Origin of the sequence: Rhizobium fabae (genome assembly GCF_003985135.1) — a bacterium.
Taxonomy (GTDB): Bacteria; Pseudomonadota; Alphaproteobacteria; order Rhizobiales; family Rhizobiaceae; genus Rhizobium; species Rhizobium pisi.
In genome coordinates this window covers 1-18,495 of record NZ_ML133657.1, presented here as the reverse complement: position 1 = coordinate 18,495, position 18,495 = coordinate 1, and the positions used below count along the sequence as shown (strand labels likewise).

The following is an 18,495-nucleotide window of genomic DNA, read 5'->3' as shown; positions in this document are numbered from 1 at the left end:
TAAAAACCTCGATGAAGCCAAATAATGATCGCTCATTGAAGAGTGCTGCTCATTAAAATGTCCTTGTGAGTTAAAAAGCAGCAATAATCAAAATGATGACATCAAAATAATAAATGAATTCGCGCGGATTAATCACCTCCGAGTAGGTTATAACGTTGATTGAAATGAAAAGAAGGCCAGTAGGAGTAATCAGATTTCTCTTATGCGGGTTAGTAGCATAAAGAAATTCTTAAGGATTATGACCTTGGTAACAGACAACCAGGTTGCGGCGCAGCAAACTTTACACGGTTCTTGACTAAACGTTTTGGAGACCACCGATGACATGGGAAGCACATAGTTTCGAGGGCTGGTCGCGCATCGGAAGGTCCGCGAAAGGCGGCGATCTCCATTCGTCGCGGCCGCGTGCGGCAGGCAGATCATTCAAGCGTGCGATGGACTTTTTTGTCGCGATCACCGCGCTGATCCTGCTTGCGCCCCTTCTGCTGCTCGTCGCCTTGATCGTGAAATTCTCCGATCGCGGCCCGGTCTTCTATTCCCATACCCGCATCGGCGTCGGCGGAGCGCCGTTCGGATGCCTCAAATTCCGTACGATGAAGACCGATGCGAGCGCTCAGCTTGCCGAATTGCTGCGAAACAACCCGGCTGCGCGCAGCGAATGGGAGGAAACGCGCAAGTTGAAGGACGATCCGAGGATCACGGCCGTCGGTGATATCCTGAGGCGATCGAGCATCGACGAGCTTCCTCAGCTGATCAATATCGTGCGCGGCGAAATGAGCCTTGTAGGCCCTCGGCCGGTCACCGTCGAGGAATTGCCCCGTTACGGCGAGCATATGTGGGCCTACATGGCCGTCCGCCCGGGCCTGACCGGTCACTGGCAGACCAGCGGACGCAACGACGTCAGCTACGAGTACCGGGTCTCCCTCGATGCTCACTATGTCAGCAACTGGTCGCTCGGTCGGGACTTCGTCATCCTTGCGAAGACCATTCCCGCTCTGTTTTCACAACGCGGCTCTTACTGAGCATCAAGGGGAGAGCTGTCGATCATGCCGGAAATCGGAAGATACGCTACTCCCCCGTCCCCTCCAAGCTGCCAATCCCTGGTCACTCGACACCGGGTTATCCCGTAATCTCGCCATTTGGATTAGGACGACATGACCACAAGCACCATCTTCAGCGGCGTCTCCCCGATATCCCTGTCTCCGGCAAACAACGGCGGGGGTAATTCGCCGCTGACCCTGCGGGATATGCTCTTCTTTGTCAGAATGCGCTGGCTGTGGATCGTGGTGACGACCATCGTCTTCCTCGCGATGGCAGCAGGCTACCTGCTGACCGCCGTGCCGAGTTTCGTCGCCAGCACGCAACTTGTGATCTTTCCCCAGGTGAACGGTTCCGAAGCGCAGAGGGCCTTCGCGGAAGACGCCTTCATAGAAGGACAGCTTGAGATCGCCAAATCCAGCGACGTCATCGGCGGAACGGTAAGGTTGCTCGATCTCGATAGCGATCCCGAGTTCGTCGATCAGGAGCCCTCGCTGCAGGACAGGGCGAAGAATTGGCTGATGGGGATTTCTTTGCAGGCGGATACGGCCCCGCAGGACGCAACAGGCAAGGGAACGCGCGGCGCGCAGCCGCAGACGGAGAAGGAACGGCTCCAGGACTGGGCGATCGCCACGCTGCTGAACATGGTCGAAATACGCCGGATCGGGAGTTCGACGATCATCGAGATATCGGCGGCGGCATCGACACCTCAGAAGGCCGTTGACATCGCTGATACGCTCGCCAGGCAATATATCCAGAAGAATATTGCAATGAAGGCCGATGCCTCCCGGCAATACAGTGACTGGCTGGAAAAATTCATCCGGGAACAGCAGCGCGGGCTGGCCGATGCCGCCAGCGCCCTGAGCACCTTCACCAATGCTCCGCGCGATCAGTTCAAGCTTGCGGAGCTGCAGAGCGCGACGGACGCCCGCCGCACCCTTTATGAAAGCACCTTGACCCAGCTGACCGAAGCCAAGCAGCGCATAACCTATCCCGTGTCCGACGCCACGATCATCTCGCGGGCAACGCTGCCCCTCTCGAAGGCAAGGCCGCGCAGCACGCTCATCATCGCCTTTGCGGGCGCAGTTGGCCTCGGCGTCGGCCTGGCCCTTGCCATGATACGGCACGCCGGTGACCGCCGGATTATCCGCCCCCATCAGATCGCGGATGCGAATGGACTGCCCTTCGTCACTTTGCTGTCGAGGTCGACAAAGACCCGCAATGGGCACCCCACGCGTTTCCTCGCCGCCGGCACGGGCAGCGGCAGCACGGCCGCCTATCCCGTCATTCCCGGCATGGCGGAACTCAGCGCGACGGTCGTCGGCCTTCGGCGCAAACGCCGGGTCGTCATCGGTGTGGTCGCCGTCGATCCCGGCAACGGAGCATCGACCATCGCTCGCGAACTCGCAGTCCTGTCGTCGATATCAGGGGCGCACACGCTGCTGATCGATGCGGCCGCGCAGAAATCCTCGCTCAGCAAATCGATCGCCCCTCATAGTTCCATCGGCCTTGTCGATGTTCTCGACAATGGCGAGCTGATCCAGACGGCCGCATTGCCGCTCACCTCGACGCTGAAGTTCCTTCCCCTCGGCAAGGTCGAAGCCGTGACGCCGGCCATTCGCCTGAGTTCTCGTCGCACGCAGTTGAGCTTCGCCGACCTCAAGAAGGAATTCGACGCGATATTCGTCGACATTTCCGCATTCTCCACGTCGCCTGATGCCAATGCCATTGCGCCGGAGCTGGATGGCGTCCTCGTGGTCACTTCGCATGGACGCACCTCGATCGACGATACCACGCGCGTCATCGAAACCATGCGCAATGTCGGCGCCGAAATCCTCGGCGCGATCATCAACCATGCACCGAAGAGAATGCAGTCATGACCTCAGCCTCGGCAGGAAAAGCCAGCCAGGACGGCCCGAGCGGGCAGGCGCGGGTTCCTTGCGGCCCCGAAGCCATGGCGGGGCGTGCTTTGAGAATTGCCGTAGGGATCGCTTCGGCGGGCCGCGCTTCGACACTGCGGGAGACGGTCGACTACCTCGCCGGCCTGCCGGACCAGGCCGAACGGCTTATCGTCTGCGTGCCCGCGATCGACGATGCCGCCGGGCTCAGCGACCGCCGCGGACTGGACATCATCGTCGGCAGCCGTGGCCTGACCTCCCAGCGCAACAGGATCATCAAGGCAGCCGCCGCTGACACGGATATCCTGATCTTCCTGGACGACGACTTCATTCCGGCCGCGACTTTCCTGTCGCGGATGGCAAGCGTCTTCGCGACGAATCCCGAGATCGTGATCGCCACCGGCGAAGTCCTCGCCGACGGCATCCTCGACGGCGGCCTCGACAGGTCGGAAGCGCTGCGGGTTCTCGAAACCGCCGGTGAAGCGGCCGAACAGTTGACGGATGTCTATAACGCCTATGGATGCAACATGGCGGTCCGCCTTTCGCCCGTTATCGAGCATGCGGTGAGCTTTGACGAGCAGTTGCCGCTCTACGGCTGGCTCGAGGATGTCGATTTCAGCAGGTCCCTCGCCCGCTACGGCAGGTCCGTGCGGGTTGAAGGCGCCCGCGGAGTGCATCTCGGCGTCCGATCCGGGCGCCAGCCGGGCCGAAGGCTCGGCTATTCGCAGGTTGCCAATCCCGCCTACCTGATCCGCAAGGGCACGATGTCGAAGGGCCGCGCGATCGCGCAGATCGGCCGCAACATTCTGGCCAACGTTTCGGGCGCTCTGTCCAACGACCGCCTGATCGACCGGTGGGGACGTTTGAACGGCAATCTGCTGGCGCTGTCCGATCTTCTCATCGGCCGTGCCTCTCCGTCCCGCATTCTCGAATTCGCCACCCCCCTCCCGCGCGAAATGCCTTCGCCGTCGATCATAACGAAACGGAGATAGACCAATGCAGCGCACCTCCTTGTCCGATCGTCTCATCTCAGCGGCACTTGCCTTGCTGGCATTCTCCTGCATGGCCGGCTGGAGCGTCGCCCGCGCGCAGACATTCTCCCTCGTGCCGGAAGACAAGGTAAGGCTGCGCGTCGTGGAATGGCGGTCCTCGGATTCCCGCTATGCCAGCTGGGAAGCTCTCGACGGTGTCTATACCATCGACGATACCGGCAATCTCTCGATCCCGATTGCCGGTCACGTGCAGGCGAATGGAAAAACGACCGAAGAACTTGCCGATGCCATTGCCACCGCGCTGGCCGAGAAGGCTCAACTTCCGGTCAAGCCGTATATCGCCCTGGAGATTGCCGAGCATGCGCCGATCTTCCTGACCGGAACCGTCCAGACGCCCGGGCGCTATCCTTTTGAACCCGGCATGACCGTGATGAAGGCGGTCAGCATCGCCGGTGGCTTCCTGCGGGAACGCGAGGACAACACCTACTTCGAGCGCGACCGGATCCAGGCTGCCGGCGCCTACCGAACGGCCGTTCTCAACCGGCGCGATCTCCTGATGCGCCAAGCGCGCCTGCGCGCCGAGATCACCGGCGAGCAGAGTTTCGAGATCCCTGCCGAACTCGTCGGCACACCCGATGTGGACAAGCTGAAGGCACAGGAGTTGAACCTGATGCGGCTGCGGCGCGTCGATATCGACAGCCAGGTGGAAGCGGCAAACGACCTCACCCGTCTCTATGGGCAGCAGGTCGAGTCGCTTACCGCCAAGATCAGCACGCAAAAGCGGCAAATCGATCTTGCCCAGAAGGAGCTGGACAACGTCAACAGCCTTGTGAGCAAAGGCCTGGTCAGCAACTCGCGTCAGGTTTCGGTCGACCGCTGGGTCGCGGACGCTCAAGGCACCCTGATCGATCTCGAAGTTGCCCTGACCACGGCTCGCCAGGGCCTCAGCGAAGCCGACCGCTCCAAGATCAACATCGTCAATAGGCAGAACAGCGAAAACCAGGAACTGCTGAACCAGGTCAATCTCGCAATCGGCAGGGCGGCGATCGATATCCAGGTGGCCCAGCTTCTGAGCGAGCAGGCAGGTTACGACGCTCAACTCGCCCAGATCAGCACAGACGCGCCGGGTCTCGGCAAGGCGCAGAAGAACTACAGGATCGTCCGTCGCAATGACGACGGAACCTATCGCAACATCGTGGCGGACGAGCAGACCGCCTTGCTGCCGCATGATCTCGTCGAGGTCGGCCTGGACTCTGCTCTTCAGACGCCGTCCTCCCAGCCGCAGCTGCAGAGCCCACAGCAAAAACAGAGCTCGACAGCTCCTTTGTCTGATGTGGCGCGAGATAGCCGGCCGGCTCCCGGCTGGATATCCCAGACGGGATCAAATTAGGAGGCTGTTGTGATCATCGAAAACAGCTGGCGGCTTTCGCTCCGGGCGATACGCCGAAAGATGGATGCCGGCCTTCGGCAAAAGCGCTGCTTCGGCGGTTCACCTCTAGGATCGGGATCGGAAGCATGTCGATAGAACCGATCGGTTTCATGACCTTGCTCCTTGGCGTGCTCTGCATGGTCAACGGCGCGCGCTTCGCCATGGTGATCCTTTGCCTGCTGACGCTGCTGGGCGCCGCAGCGGCTCTCCAGCTGCCAGCGCTTGGCGGCAGCAGCATTCAGCCGAGCCATCTTCTGGTGCTTTTTCTCGTCGCGGCCGTCCTGCTGCGCCCCGTTCAGATGCAGGCCGCGCTCGCCAGCCTCGCCTATCCGGGTCCCGGTTTCTGGTTTGCCGCCTACATCCTGTTTTCGGTGGTGTCATCCTTCTTCCTGCCCCGCATCTTTGCCGGCGCGACCCTCGTCTATTCCTCCGCACGAGACCCATCAGGCATGATGTCGACGGTGGCCGCTCCGCTCGCCCCAGGCTCGTCTAATCTCAGCCAGTCCGTCTATCTGCTCGGCGACCTCGCCTGCTTTGCCGTCGTAGCTGGGCTTGCAAGGCTCGGATACGCCCGTTTCATCGCGCAGCAGCTGATCATCGCCTCGATCGTGTGCTTTGCCTTCGCGCTCATCGATTGGGGAACCTTCCTCACCGGCCAGTCGCACCTGCTCGATATCATCAGGAACGCGAACTATACGATGCATACGGCCGAGGCGATCCACGGCTTCAAGCGCATCGTCGGCCCCTTTCCTGAGGCGAGCATCTACGGCGCGATCGCATTGGCTTATTTCTCCTTCACGCTCATGCTTTGGTTGGAGCGCGTTCAAAGCCGCATGGCGGGGCTTGCAACTCTCCTCATCTGCCCGACGATCGTCCTGTGCACGTCGACCACCGCCTATATTGCCGGTATCTTCGCCGTCTGCATGTTCGTGCTGTTCTGCCTGAAACGACTGATCCGCGGCCCTACCGCCGCCTCGCATGTGACGTTCCTGGTGATCACGCTGTTCCTGATCCCCTGCGCCATCGTCGCGCTCAGCCTTGTCCCCGATGCGTGGGATTCCATCGCCGGTCTCGTCAACACCACTGTATCGGACAAGCTTCAGTCGCAATCCGGCGAAGAGCGCACCGCCTGGAACACGCTGGCATTGATCGCCTTCGTCGATACCGCCACCTTCGGCGCCGGGCTCGGCACGGTTCGAGCCTCAAGCTTCATCGCCGCATTGCTGTCCAATGTCGGATTATCAGGCACCCTTCTCTTCGCCACCTTCCTGTATAGTCTTGTGAGGTCGTCCGGCCGGCGCATATCGGGCGATCGGGAGACGCATGCGATCGGAAACGCCGCCATCATGGCGTCCATCGCGCAGATCGGCTCTGCGGCGATCTCAGGAAGCGGCACCGATCTCGGCCTGCTGTTCAGCACCACCGCCGGTCTGGCGGTGGGCTGCCTCACTGGCCCCTACATCGCGCGGCGTCCAACCACTCGAACACTCGCAACCCGGCGTCCACCGGAGGCATCGGCATCTCTTACGAGAACGCCGACGTTTGCAACGCGATGACGGCCGGCCCGAACTTCCATCATGGCGAGAGACGGCGGCAATGCGCCGCTGCCATGCGCCGGCCCGGCCGGTCGGCGGCGATGCATCCTTCAAGGATTGCCGGTGAAATCAAGCGGTCTGAAAGCTGCGCCCCTCCGTCTCTGGATGGATGCGCTGCAGTTTTTATCCCGCCGTCAGCTCTGCTGATGCTCACTCGTGGCAGCGACATTGTCTGGGGCGGACCTGTTTTCCCGCAATCTGGCGCTGCGCCGTACAAATCCCGACAGGAACACACCCGCGACATAGCCGATTTCCATGAGAGCGAGGATGGCGACGCCGGAAAGCGTCGCCGCGATCACCGAAGACCCGTCCGCGAAAGCCACGCCGCCGAAGCCGATTGCCACGAGGAATGCGAATATTGCGAAGGCCCAGGCCCGGATGAAAGCGCCCGCAGCGATCGAAACCAGCGCGGCCACGAGTGTGATGATCAGCATGACAATCCTCCTTCCCTCTGCATCCCGAGAGTGGTCCGCGCAGAAATCCTCCTACGGCGGGCCAAGATATCGAAACACTGCCTCGAGACAGGCAAGGCACTTTTCATGGCGAATATCTCAACAACGAAACACCCAAAAGCCGCCAGCAACCAGACGCTGCTCCATCCAACAGGCAGGGCTGCCACCCGCAATATATACCGGACCGGACCGTCTTACGACAGGTCTGCCGGCTCAATCAACAACTGTTCCCTCGACCTGAAAGACAACAACGGTTCATTCCTGTTGCAGGCAACCGGAAGGGTAATGACATGAACAATCAGTGCCTCGTCTACGTCACGGACGTAGAGTATTCGTTTCCGACTATCCTCTCGGCGCTTCAGGCTCGCAAATTCGCAAGCCCGGCAACCGATGTCTGCGTCCTCATGTCGGAGCATCTGGACAATTTCGGAGAGCTGAAAGCACTGCTTGCGGCAAGCAGGGTCGAATTGATCGATGCGACCGAAGCGCTGAAGGACTCACTCGGCAAGCTCGACAGTTCGCATTTTCAGGGCCGCATCAGCGTCAGCACGATGGCCAAACTGGTCCTCTGCGAAGTCCTGCCTGCCAACTATACCCAGATCATCTACCTCGATGGGGATACCCAGATCGTCAGCGATCTCGGCGCGTTCGAAAGCGCTGTCGTTCCCGAGGGCAGATTTTTCGCGGCACGCGATTACACGGCGATCCACGACTTTCTCGACACGGGAAAGGACAGCCACTATTTCAACGCCGGAGTGCTGAAGTTCCATCGCAACGGCTGGATCGGGCAGGAGGCGCTTGAGCTTTTTGCCAGAAATCCCGAAGCATGTGACGGCAAACATGATCAGGGCGCATTGAACTACGTCTGCGGCTCCTCGCTCATCCTCATATCGAACCGTTGGAATTTTCCCAAGCAGTTCCTCCATCTCGTGAACATGTCGTCCTTGTCGATCGTCCATTATATGGCGCATCCGAAGCCCTGGCATGGAACCTTCTTTCCGTGGACCGACACGGAAAGCCAAGTCTATGTCGACCTGCGCAAAGCACATCCGATTTACAACTCGCTGTATCGCGGAATAAGCTTCGATCGTAAGGTGCTGTATAAATACCGGTCGATACGAGCACGCATCCACCACGCGATTGAGAATCATGGACCCAATCCGCGGGTCCAGAGCCTGCTGGTCGGCGACTATGCCGTATGACGATGCATTGTTGGTTCGACCTGAAATGAGCTATCGCGCTTCCGCCGCCAGTATCTCCCATTTTGTCAAAGCCCGCCTTCGTCGCTCGCTCAAGGCCCGGCAGCTTCGCTACGACCTGCTGCGCAGCGACCTCAAGCGGGCTCGCCACGTCCTCATCTGCGTGATCCGCGACGAAGGGCATCGGCTGGCATTCTTTCTGCAATATTATCGCGATCTCGGCTTCGAGCACTTCATCTGCATCGACAACGGCTCGACGGACGGCACCGTCGAATTGCTGTCCGGCTTCGATGACGTCTCCCTGATCTCCGCTCACGGATCCTACAAGGCGGCGAGATTCGGAAACGATTGGATCAACGAGGTCATCAACCGTCATTGCCGGGACAAATGGGTCCTCTACGTCGATGCGGACGAGTTCCTGGTCTATCCGCATTGCGACACCCGGCCGATCGATCAGTTGACTGGCTATATCGAATCCATGGGCGGCCGCTCCCTCCGTTCGGTCATGATCGACATGTACAGCCCGCTTCCCGTTGTCGAAAACATTTGCGAACCCGGTCGAAATCCGCTCGAGATCTGCAATCTCTTCGACCGATCCGGTTATGTCGCGCACTTCGACAAACGCAATTCGACGATATGGATCAAGGGCGGCGTTCGCGGGCGCGTCTATTTCCACGACCGGCTCTGGGATGGTCCCGCGCTCAACAAGATACCGCTGGTCTATGTGGCCGGCGAACGTCTGTTCCTCAAGTCGTCGCACCAGGTCTGGCCGCTTTCCCTGAATTTGGGCGAGATGCGCGGAGCGCCCGGCGTATCCGGCGCCCTCCTGCACTTCAAGTTCCTGTCGACCTTCGTTCATAAGGTCGCCGATGCGGCGCACCGAGCCCAACATACGGAGGAATATGCCGTTTATTCCTCGAGTAAGGAGATCGATCACTTCGTCTATGACGACACCGGCACCTACAAAGGCTGGAAGGACCTCTCTGATCATGGACTGATCCAGGGCGAAGGGTGGCAATACTGGAAGAATGCTTCGGAGAGCGAAGTCTAAGGAATACAGCCCGAATCCGACAGCGGTTTCGGCGATATGCTCCACTGCGCCGGCTTGGCTTCAACCCACATCCACCGGCTATCCCTCGCATGCCGTTAAACAACGAAACCCGCCAGGCGGCGGGTTTCGAATAGATTTTGCTATTTCATTGGCCTTTATCGAGGCGGCGCCTCAAGCTTGGGATCACACGCCCTCGGCATAAGCTTCCAGCGCTTTTCGATTGAGAATGCGGATCTTGCCTTGTGCCCCATCGACCACCTTGCCCTCGCGCAAGCGCCGCAGGCACTGGTTGACCTTTTCGCGCGAGGCAGGCAGCGTCGCGGCGAGATCGTGTTGGGAGATGACGAGTTCGTCGCCGCTATTCTGCGCATCCATTCTATACAGGGCGGAAAGGCGCAGCAGCGTCCGGGCCAACCTCTGTTTCAGATTCGCCCCGGCGTTGGAAATGAGGCGCAGTTCGAGTTCGGAAACACGCGCCAGCGCCTTCGACAGGATATTCACCTGAAATTGCGGATTGTTTGCGCATAACTCCCGCAGCAAGCGACCGTCGAAGAAATGCAGCTCGCAGTCCGACGAGGCCCGATATTCGAGACTGAGAGACTGCCTGCGCAACACCTCCAACTCTCCGATCAAGCCGCCCTTCGGAATGATTTCGACGATGAACTCCCGTCCATCGGGCAAGGGCGCGCTCGCACTCACCATCCCGCGCTGGACGCGGGCAAACATGTCGATCAGGACACCGGCGCCGGCAATGACTTCACCACGACGAAATTTCCGAACACTCGACCGGGAAAACGGGAACTCGTGATCCAAATCCGCTCTGCCACCGTATTCAGCACCAGAACCACAAGTAACCGCCTCGCCCATTCGGGCGGCGACTCTTCCGGCTCTATTGTCTCTGGTGCTAATTAACCCGTCCATACGCGAAACCCCACGAAGACTAACTGGCTTGTTATCGTCGGACAGCATTCGTAGTATATTAAATTAGAAAGTCAAATAATAATAATATAAAAATTTCGTGTTTAAACTATACATAATTGTGACGATTGCTCATATTTATATATAATAAAAATCATACATAATTCTGACATTGAAAACCATTTTTGGGTGAATGACGACTTTTATACAATAAAATACGGCCAACAACCAAAGGCATAAACCAGAAAACATAATAACAACGTTGAGTAACAAAATACGCAACAGGAAGTATCTTATCTCTACAAGAAAGCAAGATGAATTATTTCAAATAATCATAAAATTTACTTATAGGCGTAAAGAATTTATTCTATGATATGACCGCGGTCACAGACACCAAACCTGCATTAAAACAAGCTTTGGCTGTGATTTCTGCGAATGGCCGATGGAGACGCGGGTGGCGGGAAAAAATCAGGGCATAAACCTCACCGAACCTTGGCAGGATTTCGCCAGGGCTCGACAGGAAAGGCGTCCGTTCAATTCATCTCAATCTCATCTAATCAGCAGAATTCTAAAGCGCGCATTGGACATCATTGTTGCCGCAGGTCTCCTATTCTTGCTGTCGCCGCTCCTTCTGTCCGTGGCAGCCATCATCACGCTAAGTGATCGGGGTCCCCTCTTCAATTGCCATATTCGGGTTGGTTACAAAGGAAAAGAGTTCCGTTGCCGCAGGTTCCGCACGGCAAGCGCCGATGCAACGCCCAACCAGCAGGCAACCGTCGTCGGCGATATCCTGGGACGATCGAGCCTCGACAAGCTTCCGCAATTGATCAACGTGCTGCTCGGTCAAATGAGCCTGGTCGGGCCGCGCGCGATCACCAGAGAAGAATTGCCGCGTTACGGTGAGCATGCCTATGCCTACATGGCCGTCCGCCCCGGCCTGACCGGCCATTGGCAGACCGGTGGGCGCAAGGACGCTAGCTATCAGAACAGGCTCGCCCTCGACGTCGAATATTTGTCCAACTGGACGCTCGCATGGGACTTCGTGATCATGGCGAAGACGCTCTCCGCCCTGCTTTCCCGGCACGCGCTATTGCCCAGGCTGGACTCCTGAGTATGCCGCGCAATCACGACATGCAGGAAAACGAAAGACTTGAGGCGCGGTAGGCAACTCTAAAAGATCGCGCCGCGCCTTGGGCATCTCTCGCGCAGCTCAGCAGCGTTTAACAGCAATGGCCTCATCCGTTAGGGCCCTTGCCGGTCGCAGGCGAACGGTCGACGATGGCGTTCTTTTTCCGGCGCTTTTGAATATGCCCCCACAAGGAAAAAGCGAACAGGCCAGCCAGATAGCATATTTCCATCAGGACAAGTACCTCGAGACAGGAAACGACCGCTTCCGTCCAAGAGGAACCCTTCAGCAGGATCACGATGCCCAAGGCCGTGACCAGCAGAAATGCAAAAGCCGCAAAGGCCCAGGCGCGAATGGTCGCTCCGGCGGCGATGGAGACGGCAATCACGACGAGCACGCTCTTCAGCATTACGACTCCTCTCTTCAGACCTCCTTCAAGCTGCCGCCGCCAGCTTCGATGACACGACAAAACTCAAAGTCGAAACGAAGTTCGATCGAAGTATTTTATCCGTTATCGTTAAAATATCGCTAAGACGTCGCGAACAAACCGACCGAACCACGCCGGGGAATATTCGACTATTCATCCGGCGAAGGAGCGTGACCGTCCAAAACCGGGAAATCTAGGGATGTCGCGACCGGAAAGATTTGCCTGTTGCGGGATTATACAAGAGCTGGAGATGCAACCACCGCCCTCTTCCGCCGAACCGGACCTTCATTTGACGGTTATGAAAAGGTGAGTGCGAGCATAGGCTTACGCGGTAAGCGCTGAGACGCGCCGAGCGACCGGCATGCATCAACGAAACAGGGCTCGCAACGATGGCGAGCCCTGCGAATCTTGTATCGGTTAAGCACCGGCGATGGAATTCGTGCGGCCGGAGTTTCCGGCCGCATCGGGAAGCCTATTTCGAGACCGCGCCCGCCAACTCCCGTTTTGCACCACGCTGCAGGCTGAGATTTTCGAGCCAGGTGACTTGCTTGCGCAATTTCAACGCCGGCTTTTCGATGAATCTCCAGGAAAAGGCGGCGAAGCAGGTGGCGACGATGCTGCAGACAATGCCGTTCAACCACCAATTATGCGCCCAGGGCCCGAGTGCCACGAACGCCTGCTGGATCGGATAGCCGTAGAGGAAGACGCCGTAGGAATAGTCGGCGCCGCGCAGGATGCTGAGCTTGGGGGGCGAGGTGAGACCGAGGAAGACGGTGACATACCCCATTGCCGGTATAGCAATGAAATCCCCGAAGGATGTGAACCAATAGGCGCCCACTATGACCGCCACGGAGACGAGCAATATTCGAACATCCCAGACAATCTTGTCCTTGTAGAGATAGAAAGTCACCCCCGCCAGAAAGGCACAAATGAGAAGATTGCCCGATGCGGTCGTCGGCATGACGCCCCAATCGCTTTCGTGTTTCCAGTATCGCGCAATGGCGAAGCCTATGATCAATGCCGGTGTTGCGATGAGGGCGATGACGCGCCGCCTGACCACGCCGAGCACGAAGAGCGCGGCGATCACCATGTAGCATTCGAGCTCGAAGGGCACTGTCCAGAGCTGGCCGTTCACCATCGCCGCGTCAGGATTATCCAGGAACACGCCGGGAAGATTGAAGTGAATATGTCCGGTGACATTCATTAGATATGTAAAGAACTGCGGATCGGTAAAATAGTCACGCAGGTCATACTCTGTATAGATCGCCCCGAGTATAAAGGCAGCCAGCAATACCTCTACCGTGAGTGCAGGATAGATTCGGATAAACCGGTTACCTAAGAAAGAGATCAATGTCTTCGATCGCTCGAGACTGCCCGCCACCAGGAACCCGCTCAAGACAAAGAACATCGGGAGCACGGACTTGAGGAGCGGACGAAGGGGCGACTCCCAGAGGAAGAGGTCATCGCCATATGTGACGCGCGCCGTATGTATCCAAAGCACTGAAAAAGCTAACAATAATCGCATATAGTCGAATCCTGACGGCCTCCCGTTCGCCAGATCAAGCTTTTCGCCGAGAACCATCTGTGCCCCTTTCAGAAGTATTGACGCAATTTGGAATGGCAAGCTGCCGCCGCAATGCGGCCGTCGCATCCTTGCTGCAACGAGGACGCGTGTCAGTGACCAGAGGTACATCAGGAAAAAATTGAACGGGAAAGCGCCGCTCTCCCGAAGACGGATACCCGACCATCAAGCGAGTGGCCCTGTGCCTCCCGAGGGGCCATTCGACGGTCAGGGATGAAATAGGATGATCGGGCGGCGAATTGGATGAGGGGACTATGAAATTTCTGGCTATCCTGTTCTCAATTGTTCTCGCCTTCATCGGCTTGGGGCTGGCGGGTGCCGGCGCCTTGCTGCTCAGCCTCGGCGGCTCGCCCTATTACGCGATCGTCGGGCTTGCCTATCTGGTTGCCGCGCTACTGCTGTGGCGCCGGAAGGCATCCGGCGGCCTTATCGTTCTGCTCGTCGCCGTTTTCACGCTTCCATGGGCGCTATGGGAGTCGGGGCTCAATTTTTGGGCGCTCTTTGCCCGCGTGATGTCCCCGCTTGCGCTGGCGGGCTTCGCGCTTCTCTTTGCCCCGTCGCTTTCGCCGAACGCCAATCGCAGGATCTTCCATGGCGGCGCCTTGCTCGCCGCCGTCCTGTTCGCTGCGGGATTTAGCCTTACTTTCACGCCGCATGGGGTTGTTAGCCCGTCGGCCGACATCAGCGCCTACAAAGCGGCCAAAGGCGACAACACGCCCTCCGACTGGACATCCTATGGCCGCAGCACGGCAGGGGATCGCTATTCAGCTTTCGATCAGATCAATCGCGGCAATGTTTCCAGGCTGAACCTCGCCTGGACATATCGCACCGGCAAGAGCGAGGGCGCCGATCAGAACACGCCCCTGCAGATCGGTGATACGGTCTACACCTGCACGCCGACGGATGTGATTGCAGCGCTCGACGCCGATACCGGGAAACCCCGCTGGACCTTCGATCCGAAGGCGACCGCGCCTTATTGGCAACGTTGTCGCGGCCTCGGCTATTACAAGATTCCAAAAGAGGCTCAGTCGGCCGACGGCCTTTGCAACGAGCGTCTGGTGCAGACGACGATCGATGCCCGTCTCCTTGAGATCGACAGCAAGACCGGCGCACCGTGTAAGGACTTCGGAGACAATGGCACCGTCCAGCTGTCCCAGGGCATGGGCGAGGTCAAGGCAGGCTATTATTTCCAGACGTCGGCGCCGCTGATTGCCCGCAATCTGATCGTCATCGGCGGCTGGGTCGTCGACAATCAGGAAACAGGCGAGCCCTCGGGCGTCATCCGCGCCTTCAACGTCATCACCGGCGAGCTCGAATGGGCATGGGATCTCGGCAATCCTGAGATCACCAAGCTTCCGCCGGCGGGCCAGACCTATACCCGGGCGACGCCCAACATGTGGACGACAGCCGCATTCGACGACAAGCTCGGCCTCATCTATGCGCCGCTCGGCAACACCACCCCGGACTACTACGGCGCCAACCGCCCCGCCTTCGCCGACCAGTACAATGCGACGTTGGTGGCGCTCGATGTGACGACCGGTCGCGAGAGATGGAAGTTCCAGACCGTACACCACGACATCTGGGACTACGACCTGCCGTCCCAGCCGGCGCTGATCGACCTGCCCGACGGCAATGGCGCCACCGTGCCTGCTCTGCTGCAGACCACCAAACATGGGCAACTTTTCCTGCTCAACCGCCAGACCGGCACGCCGCTTGCCGAGGTTCAGGAAAAACCGGTGCCTCAGCAGGGAGGCGCGCCGGAAGAGAAATTGTCTCCGACCCAACCCTATTCCGTCGGCATGCCGACGGTCGGCGCGGAACATGTGAGCGAGCAGACGGCCTGGGGCCTGACGATGTTCGATCAGCTGGCCTGCCGCATCGCCTTTCGAAACATGCGCTACGATGGCGATTTCACGCCGATCGGAACGCAGCAGGCGATCCAGCAACCCGGAAATCTCGGCGGCCTCAACTGGGGAAGCGTCTCCGTCGACCTGCCCAACAACCGGGTTTTTATGAATGACATCCGCGTGCCCAGCCTCTTTGCGCTCGTTCTTCGCAAAGACTATGTCGATTTTGCCCTGACGACGACCGCGCACGGGCCATCAGCCCCGCAGCGGGGCACGCCCTACGGCATGACCACCGAGATGTGGACCTCGAGGCTCCGCGTCCCCTGCACGCAACCGCCGTTCGGTACCGTCACGGCAATCGACCTGAACACCCGTAAGATTGCATGGCAGGTGCCGGCCGGAACCGCCGAGGAGCTCGGACCGTTCAAGTTCAAGACCAATCTTCCGATGCCCATGGGCCTGCCGAGTTACGCCGGCACGTCGGCAACCGCCGGCGGCGTCGTCTTCTTCGCCGGCTTCCAGGACTATTACATTCGCGCCTATGATGCCGAAAACGGCACCGAACTCTGGAAATATCCCCTGCCTGTCGGCTCGAGTGCGACGCCGATGACCTACATCTCGCCGAAGACCGGCAAGCAATATGTCCTGATTTCGGTCGGCGGGGCGCCATATTCGAAGGACACCAGCGACTATGTGCTCGCCTTTTCTCTCAAAGACGGAGATTAACCGCTCAAGTCCTCAAAACCGCGTTACACCGCCGCGGTAGGATTCGGCGACGTTAACGGCCACTCTGTGCTATTTTGGTCCGACAAGGAACAAAAGCTATGAGCTTGGCGCGAAAACTTGCGGCGATCCTGGTCGCGGATGTGGTCGGCTACAGTCGTCTCGCCGGTGCGGATGAGGATCGCATCTTGGCGCGGCTGCGAACACTGCGCAGTGATCTGATCGATCCGACCATCGCGGTGCACAATGGCCGCGTCGTCAAGCGCACCGGAGACGGAAGCCTCATCGAGTTCCGCAGCGTTGTGGACGCCGTCCGTTGCGCGATCGAAGTTCAGACAGCCATGGTCGAGCGCAATGCCGGTGTCCAGCCTGAGCACCGCATCGAATTCCGGGTCGGGATTCATCTCGGCGATGTCGTGGAGGAGAGCGACGGCGACTTGATGGGTGACGGCGTCAATATTGCCGCCCGGTTGGAGGGCGTTGCCAAGCCTGGCGCCATCTGCCTCTCGGAAGATGCTTATCGCCAGGTGAAGGCGCGTCTTGATCTTGCGGTGACCGATCTCGGCCCGATCCGTCTTAAGAATATCGCCGAACCAATGCGGGTCTATTCCCTTCGGATCGGAAGCACCCTGGTGCCGCCAGTAAAAGCGCAGCCGGTCGCAACGGAAATGCCTTCGGTTAGGGTCGTTCCTGACAAACCCTCCATCGCCGTGCTGGCGTTCAACAACATGAGCGGTGACGCCGAACAGGAATATTTCTCCGACGGCATCAGCGAGGACATCATTACCGACCTCTCGAAACTATCCGAGTTGCATGTGATCGCCCGCAACTCGTCTTTCGTCTACAAGAATGTCACAGCTTCCGTGCCTGACATGGCCAAGGCGCTTGGCGTCCGTTATGTTCTTGAGGGCAGCGTGCGCAAGGCCGGTAACCGGGTGCGTGTCACCGCCCAATTGATCGACGCAAACAACGGCGGACATATCTGGGCCAGCCGGTTCGATCGCGACCTCACCGACATTTTCGCGGTTCAGGACGAACTCACACAGGAAATCGTGGCGGCGCTCAGGCTGAACCTCACGCACCGCGACCAGGGCCGGTTAGGACAAGGGCGCCCGGTCGATGTCGGCGCTTACGAGTTCTTGTTGCGTGGCCGGGAGCAGGCATCGGCCCACACCCGAACCGGAAACATGGCGGCCCGCAGCCTGGCGGCGGATGCCATCGCCATCGATCCAGAATATGCAGCGGCCCTGGCGCTCATGTCCTTCACCCACGTGCTCGACTACGTCAACGCCTGGAGCAGCGATCCGGAAGCCTCGCTGCGGATGGGCATGGACCTCGCGCAGCAAGCAGTGGAAATGGCCGAGGAACAGCCAACCGGCCACTTCGCACTGGGCATGGCCTGCATGTGGAACCGCGAATTGGACCGGGCGCGAGCAGAGGTGCTGCGAGGCCTCGAGCTTTCGCCCAACTCTGCCGAACTCCTCATACTGATGGCCCATATCCAGATATTCTCCGGCGATCCCGCAGATGCCCTTGAGACACTTGACGCATCGATGCGGCTTGACCCACACTATCCGGAAATTCTGCTCCAATTTCTCGCCGATGCGCGATTTTCTCTCGGCGAATATGAGCAAGCGATTGTTGCCATTCAGCGACGGCTCCAGCAAAATCCCCAATCGGAAACAGCCTATGCGCTGCTTGCGTCATGTTACGGCCACCTCGGCCGAATGGAGGAGAGCCGGCAGGCCTGGGAGAAGGCGCTTCAGATAAACCCCGATTTCTCCATCGAACGCCGCCGCCGCGTCCTCCCATTTCAAAACCCCGAGGACTTCAACCGCCGCGTCGATGGGCTCCGTAAGGCAGGACTGATGTTTCCCGATCCTGATCGATGCTGAGAAAACAGGTTCGAAGGTGTTGATTTTCCCGGGGTTTCTTTAGGCTTTTGGCTTCTAAGGCATGCTTCGAAGTTCTGTGTGCCGCTTGGTGGGCTTGGCCTTCTTTTGGGTCCCTGATTAGGGGTTAACTCCTCGACCCGTTACCAAATACAAAAGCCCGCACGAGGCGGGCTTTTGTGTCGATGATGGTGTATTTGGAATTTGGTTGCGGGGGCAGGATTTGAACCTGCGGCCTTCAGGTTATGAGCCTGACGAGCTACCGGGCTGCTCCACCCCGCGTCCAGCGCAAATCCTGTTGGGATTTGTCGCGGCTGCGTAAAGCGCCT

14 protein-coding genes and 1 tRNA gene are annotated in these 18,495 nt (G+C 58.9%); 10 read left to right on the top strand and 5 right to left on the bottom strand.

What is annotated here, in order from left to right; all coding sequences use genetic code 11:
- The first annotated feature begins 317 nt into the window (after nt 1-317).
- From EFB14_RS24490 to EFB14_RS24470, 5 genes are all read left to right on the top strand, one after another.
- Nucleotides 318-1,019 (top strand): sugar transferase, encoded by a 702-nt coding sequence (locus tag EFB14_RS24490; RefSeq protein WP_125845151.1) that lies wholly within the window; start codon nt 318-320, stop codon nt 1,017-1,019.
- A 132-nt stretch (nt 1,020-1,151) separates the two neighbouring features.
- The gene (locus EFB14_RS24485) at nt 1,152-2,915 is read left to right on the top strand and encodes a GumC family protein (RefSeq protein ID WP_126829220.1); all 1,764 of its coding nucleotides are present in this window, start codon (nt 1,152-1,154) and stop codon (nt 2,913-2,915) included.
- The gene (locus EFB14_RS24480; RefSeq protein ID WP_126829219.1) at nt 2,912-3,925 is read left to right on the top strand and encodes a glycosyltransferase family 2 protein; all 1,014 of its coding nucleotides are present in this window, start codon (nt 2,912-2,914) and stop codon (nt 3,923-3,925) included. Before EFB14_RS24485 ends, EFB14_RS24480 begins: the two co-directional genes overlap by 4 nt.
- Before the next feature lie 4 nt (nt 3,926-3,929).
- On the top strand, nt 3,930-5,315 hold the full coding sequence (locus EFB14_RS24475; RefSeq protein WP_126829218.1) for a polysaccharide biosynthesis/export family protein: 1,386 nt from the start codon (nt 3,930-3,932) through the stop codon (nt 5,313-5,315).
- A gap of 125 nt (nt 5,316-5,440) precedes the next feature.
- Entirely contained in the window at nt 5,441-6,910 is a 1,470-nt protein-coding gene (locus EFB14_RS24470) for a hypothetical protein (protein WP_126829217.1), read from the top strand.
- Between the two features lie 173 nt (nt 6,911-7,083).
- Here the strand turns inward: EFB14_RS24470 and EFB14_RS24465 are convergent, their stop codons facing one another.
- Complete coding sequence (locus EFB14_RS24465; RefSeq protein ID WP_126829216.1) at nt 7,084-7,383, bottom strand: hypothetical protein; 300 nt, start codon at nt 7,381-7,383, stop codon at nt 7,084-7,086.
- Nucleotides 7,384-7,691: 308 nt separating this feature from the next.
- Between EFB14_RS24465 and EFB14_RS24455 the strand changes: the two genes are divergently transcribed.
- Entirely contained in the window at nt 7,692-8,603 is a 912-nt protein-coding gene (locus EFB14_RS24455) for a glycosyltransferase family 8 protein (RefSeq protein WP_126829214.1), read from the top strand.
- A 25-nt stretch (nt 8,604-8,628) separates the two neighbouring features.
- Nucleotides 8,629-9,651, top strand: coding sequence for a glycosyltransferase family 2 protein (locus EFB14_RS24450; RefSeq protein ID WP_126829381.1), 1,023 nt, complete (start codon nt 8,629-8,631; stop codon nt 9,649-9,651).
- Between the two features lie 183 nt (nt 9,652-9,834).
- Here EFB14_RS24450 and EFB14_RS24445 read toward each other — a convergent pair whose 3' ends face one another.
- Nucleotides 9,835-10,572 carry a Crp/Fnr family transcriptional regulator gene (locus EFB14_RS24445; protein ID WP_126829213.1) on the bottom strand — a complete coding sequence of 246 codons (738 nt, stop codon included), beginning with the start codon at nt 10,570-10,572 and terminating at the stop codon, nt 9,835-9,837.
- A 451-nt stretch (nt 10,573-11,023) separates the two neighbouring features.
- Between EFB14_RS24445 and EFB14_RS24440 the strand changes: the two genes are divergently transcribed.
- On the top strand, nt 11,024-11,680 hold the full coding sequence (locus EFB14_RS24440; RefSeq protein ID WP_126829380.1) for a sugar transferase: 657 nt from the start codon (nt 11,024-11,026) through the stop codon (nt 11,678-11,680).
- 124 nt (nt 11,681-11,804) lie between these two features.
- On the opposite strand, the gene EFB14_RS24435 is transcribed toward EFB14_RS24440, so the two are convergent.
- Complete coding sequence (locus EFB14_RS24435; RefSeq protein WP_126829212.1) at nt 11,805-12,104, bottom strand: hypothetical protein; 300 nt, start codon at nt 12,102-12,104, stop codon at nt 11,805-11,807.
- 490 nt (nt 12,105-12,594) lie between these two features.
- A complete protein-coding gene (locus tag EFB14_RS24430) occupies nt 12,595-13,704 on the bottom strand; it encodes an acyltransferase family protein (protein ID WP_126829211.1) in 1,110 nt (369 codons plus the stop codon).
- Nucleotides 13,705-13,958: 254 nt separating this feature from the next.
- Between EFB14_RS24430 and EFB14_RS24425 the strand changes: the two genes are divergently transcribed.
- Together EFB14_RS24425 and EFB14_RS24420 are read left to right on the top strand one after the other, a co-directional pair.
- The gene (locus tag EFB14_RS24425) at nt 13,959-16,277 is read left to right on the top strand and encodes a membrane-bound PQQ-dependent dehydrogenase, glucose/quinate/shikimate family (protein WP_126829210.1); all 2,319 of its coding nucleotides are present in this window, start codon (nt 13,959-13,961) and stop codon (nt 16,275-16,277) included.
- 98 nt (nt 16,278-16,375) lie between these two features.
- Complete coding sequence (locus tag EFB14_RS24420; protein WP_164737580.1) at nt 16,376-18,169, top strand: tetratricopeptide repeat protein; 1,794 nt, start codon at nt 16,376-16,378, stop codon at nt 18,167-18,169.
- A 202-nt stretch (nt 18,170-18,371) separates the two neighbouring features.
- On the opposite strand, the gene EFB14_RS24415 is transcribed toward EFB14_RS24420, so the two are convergent.
- Nucleotides 18,372-18,448: transfer RNA gene (locus EFB14_RS24415), tRNA-Met, on the bottom strand.
- Between the last annotated feature and the right edge of the window lie 47 nt (nt 18,449-18,495).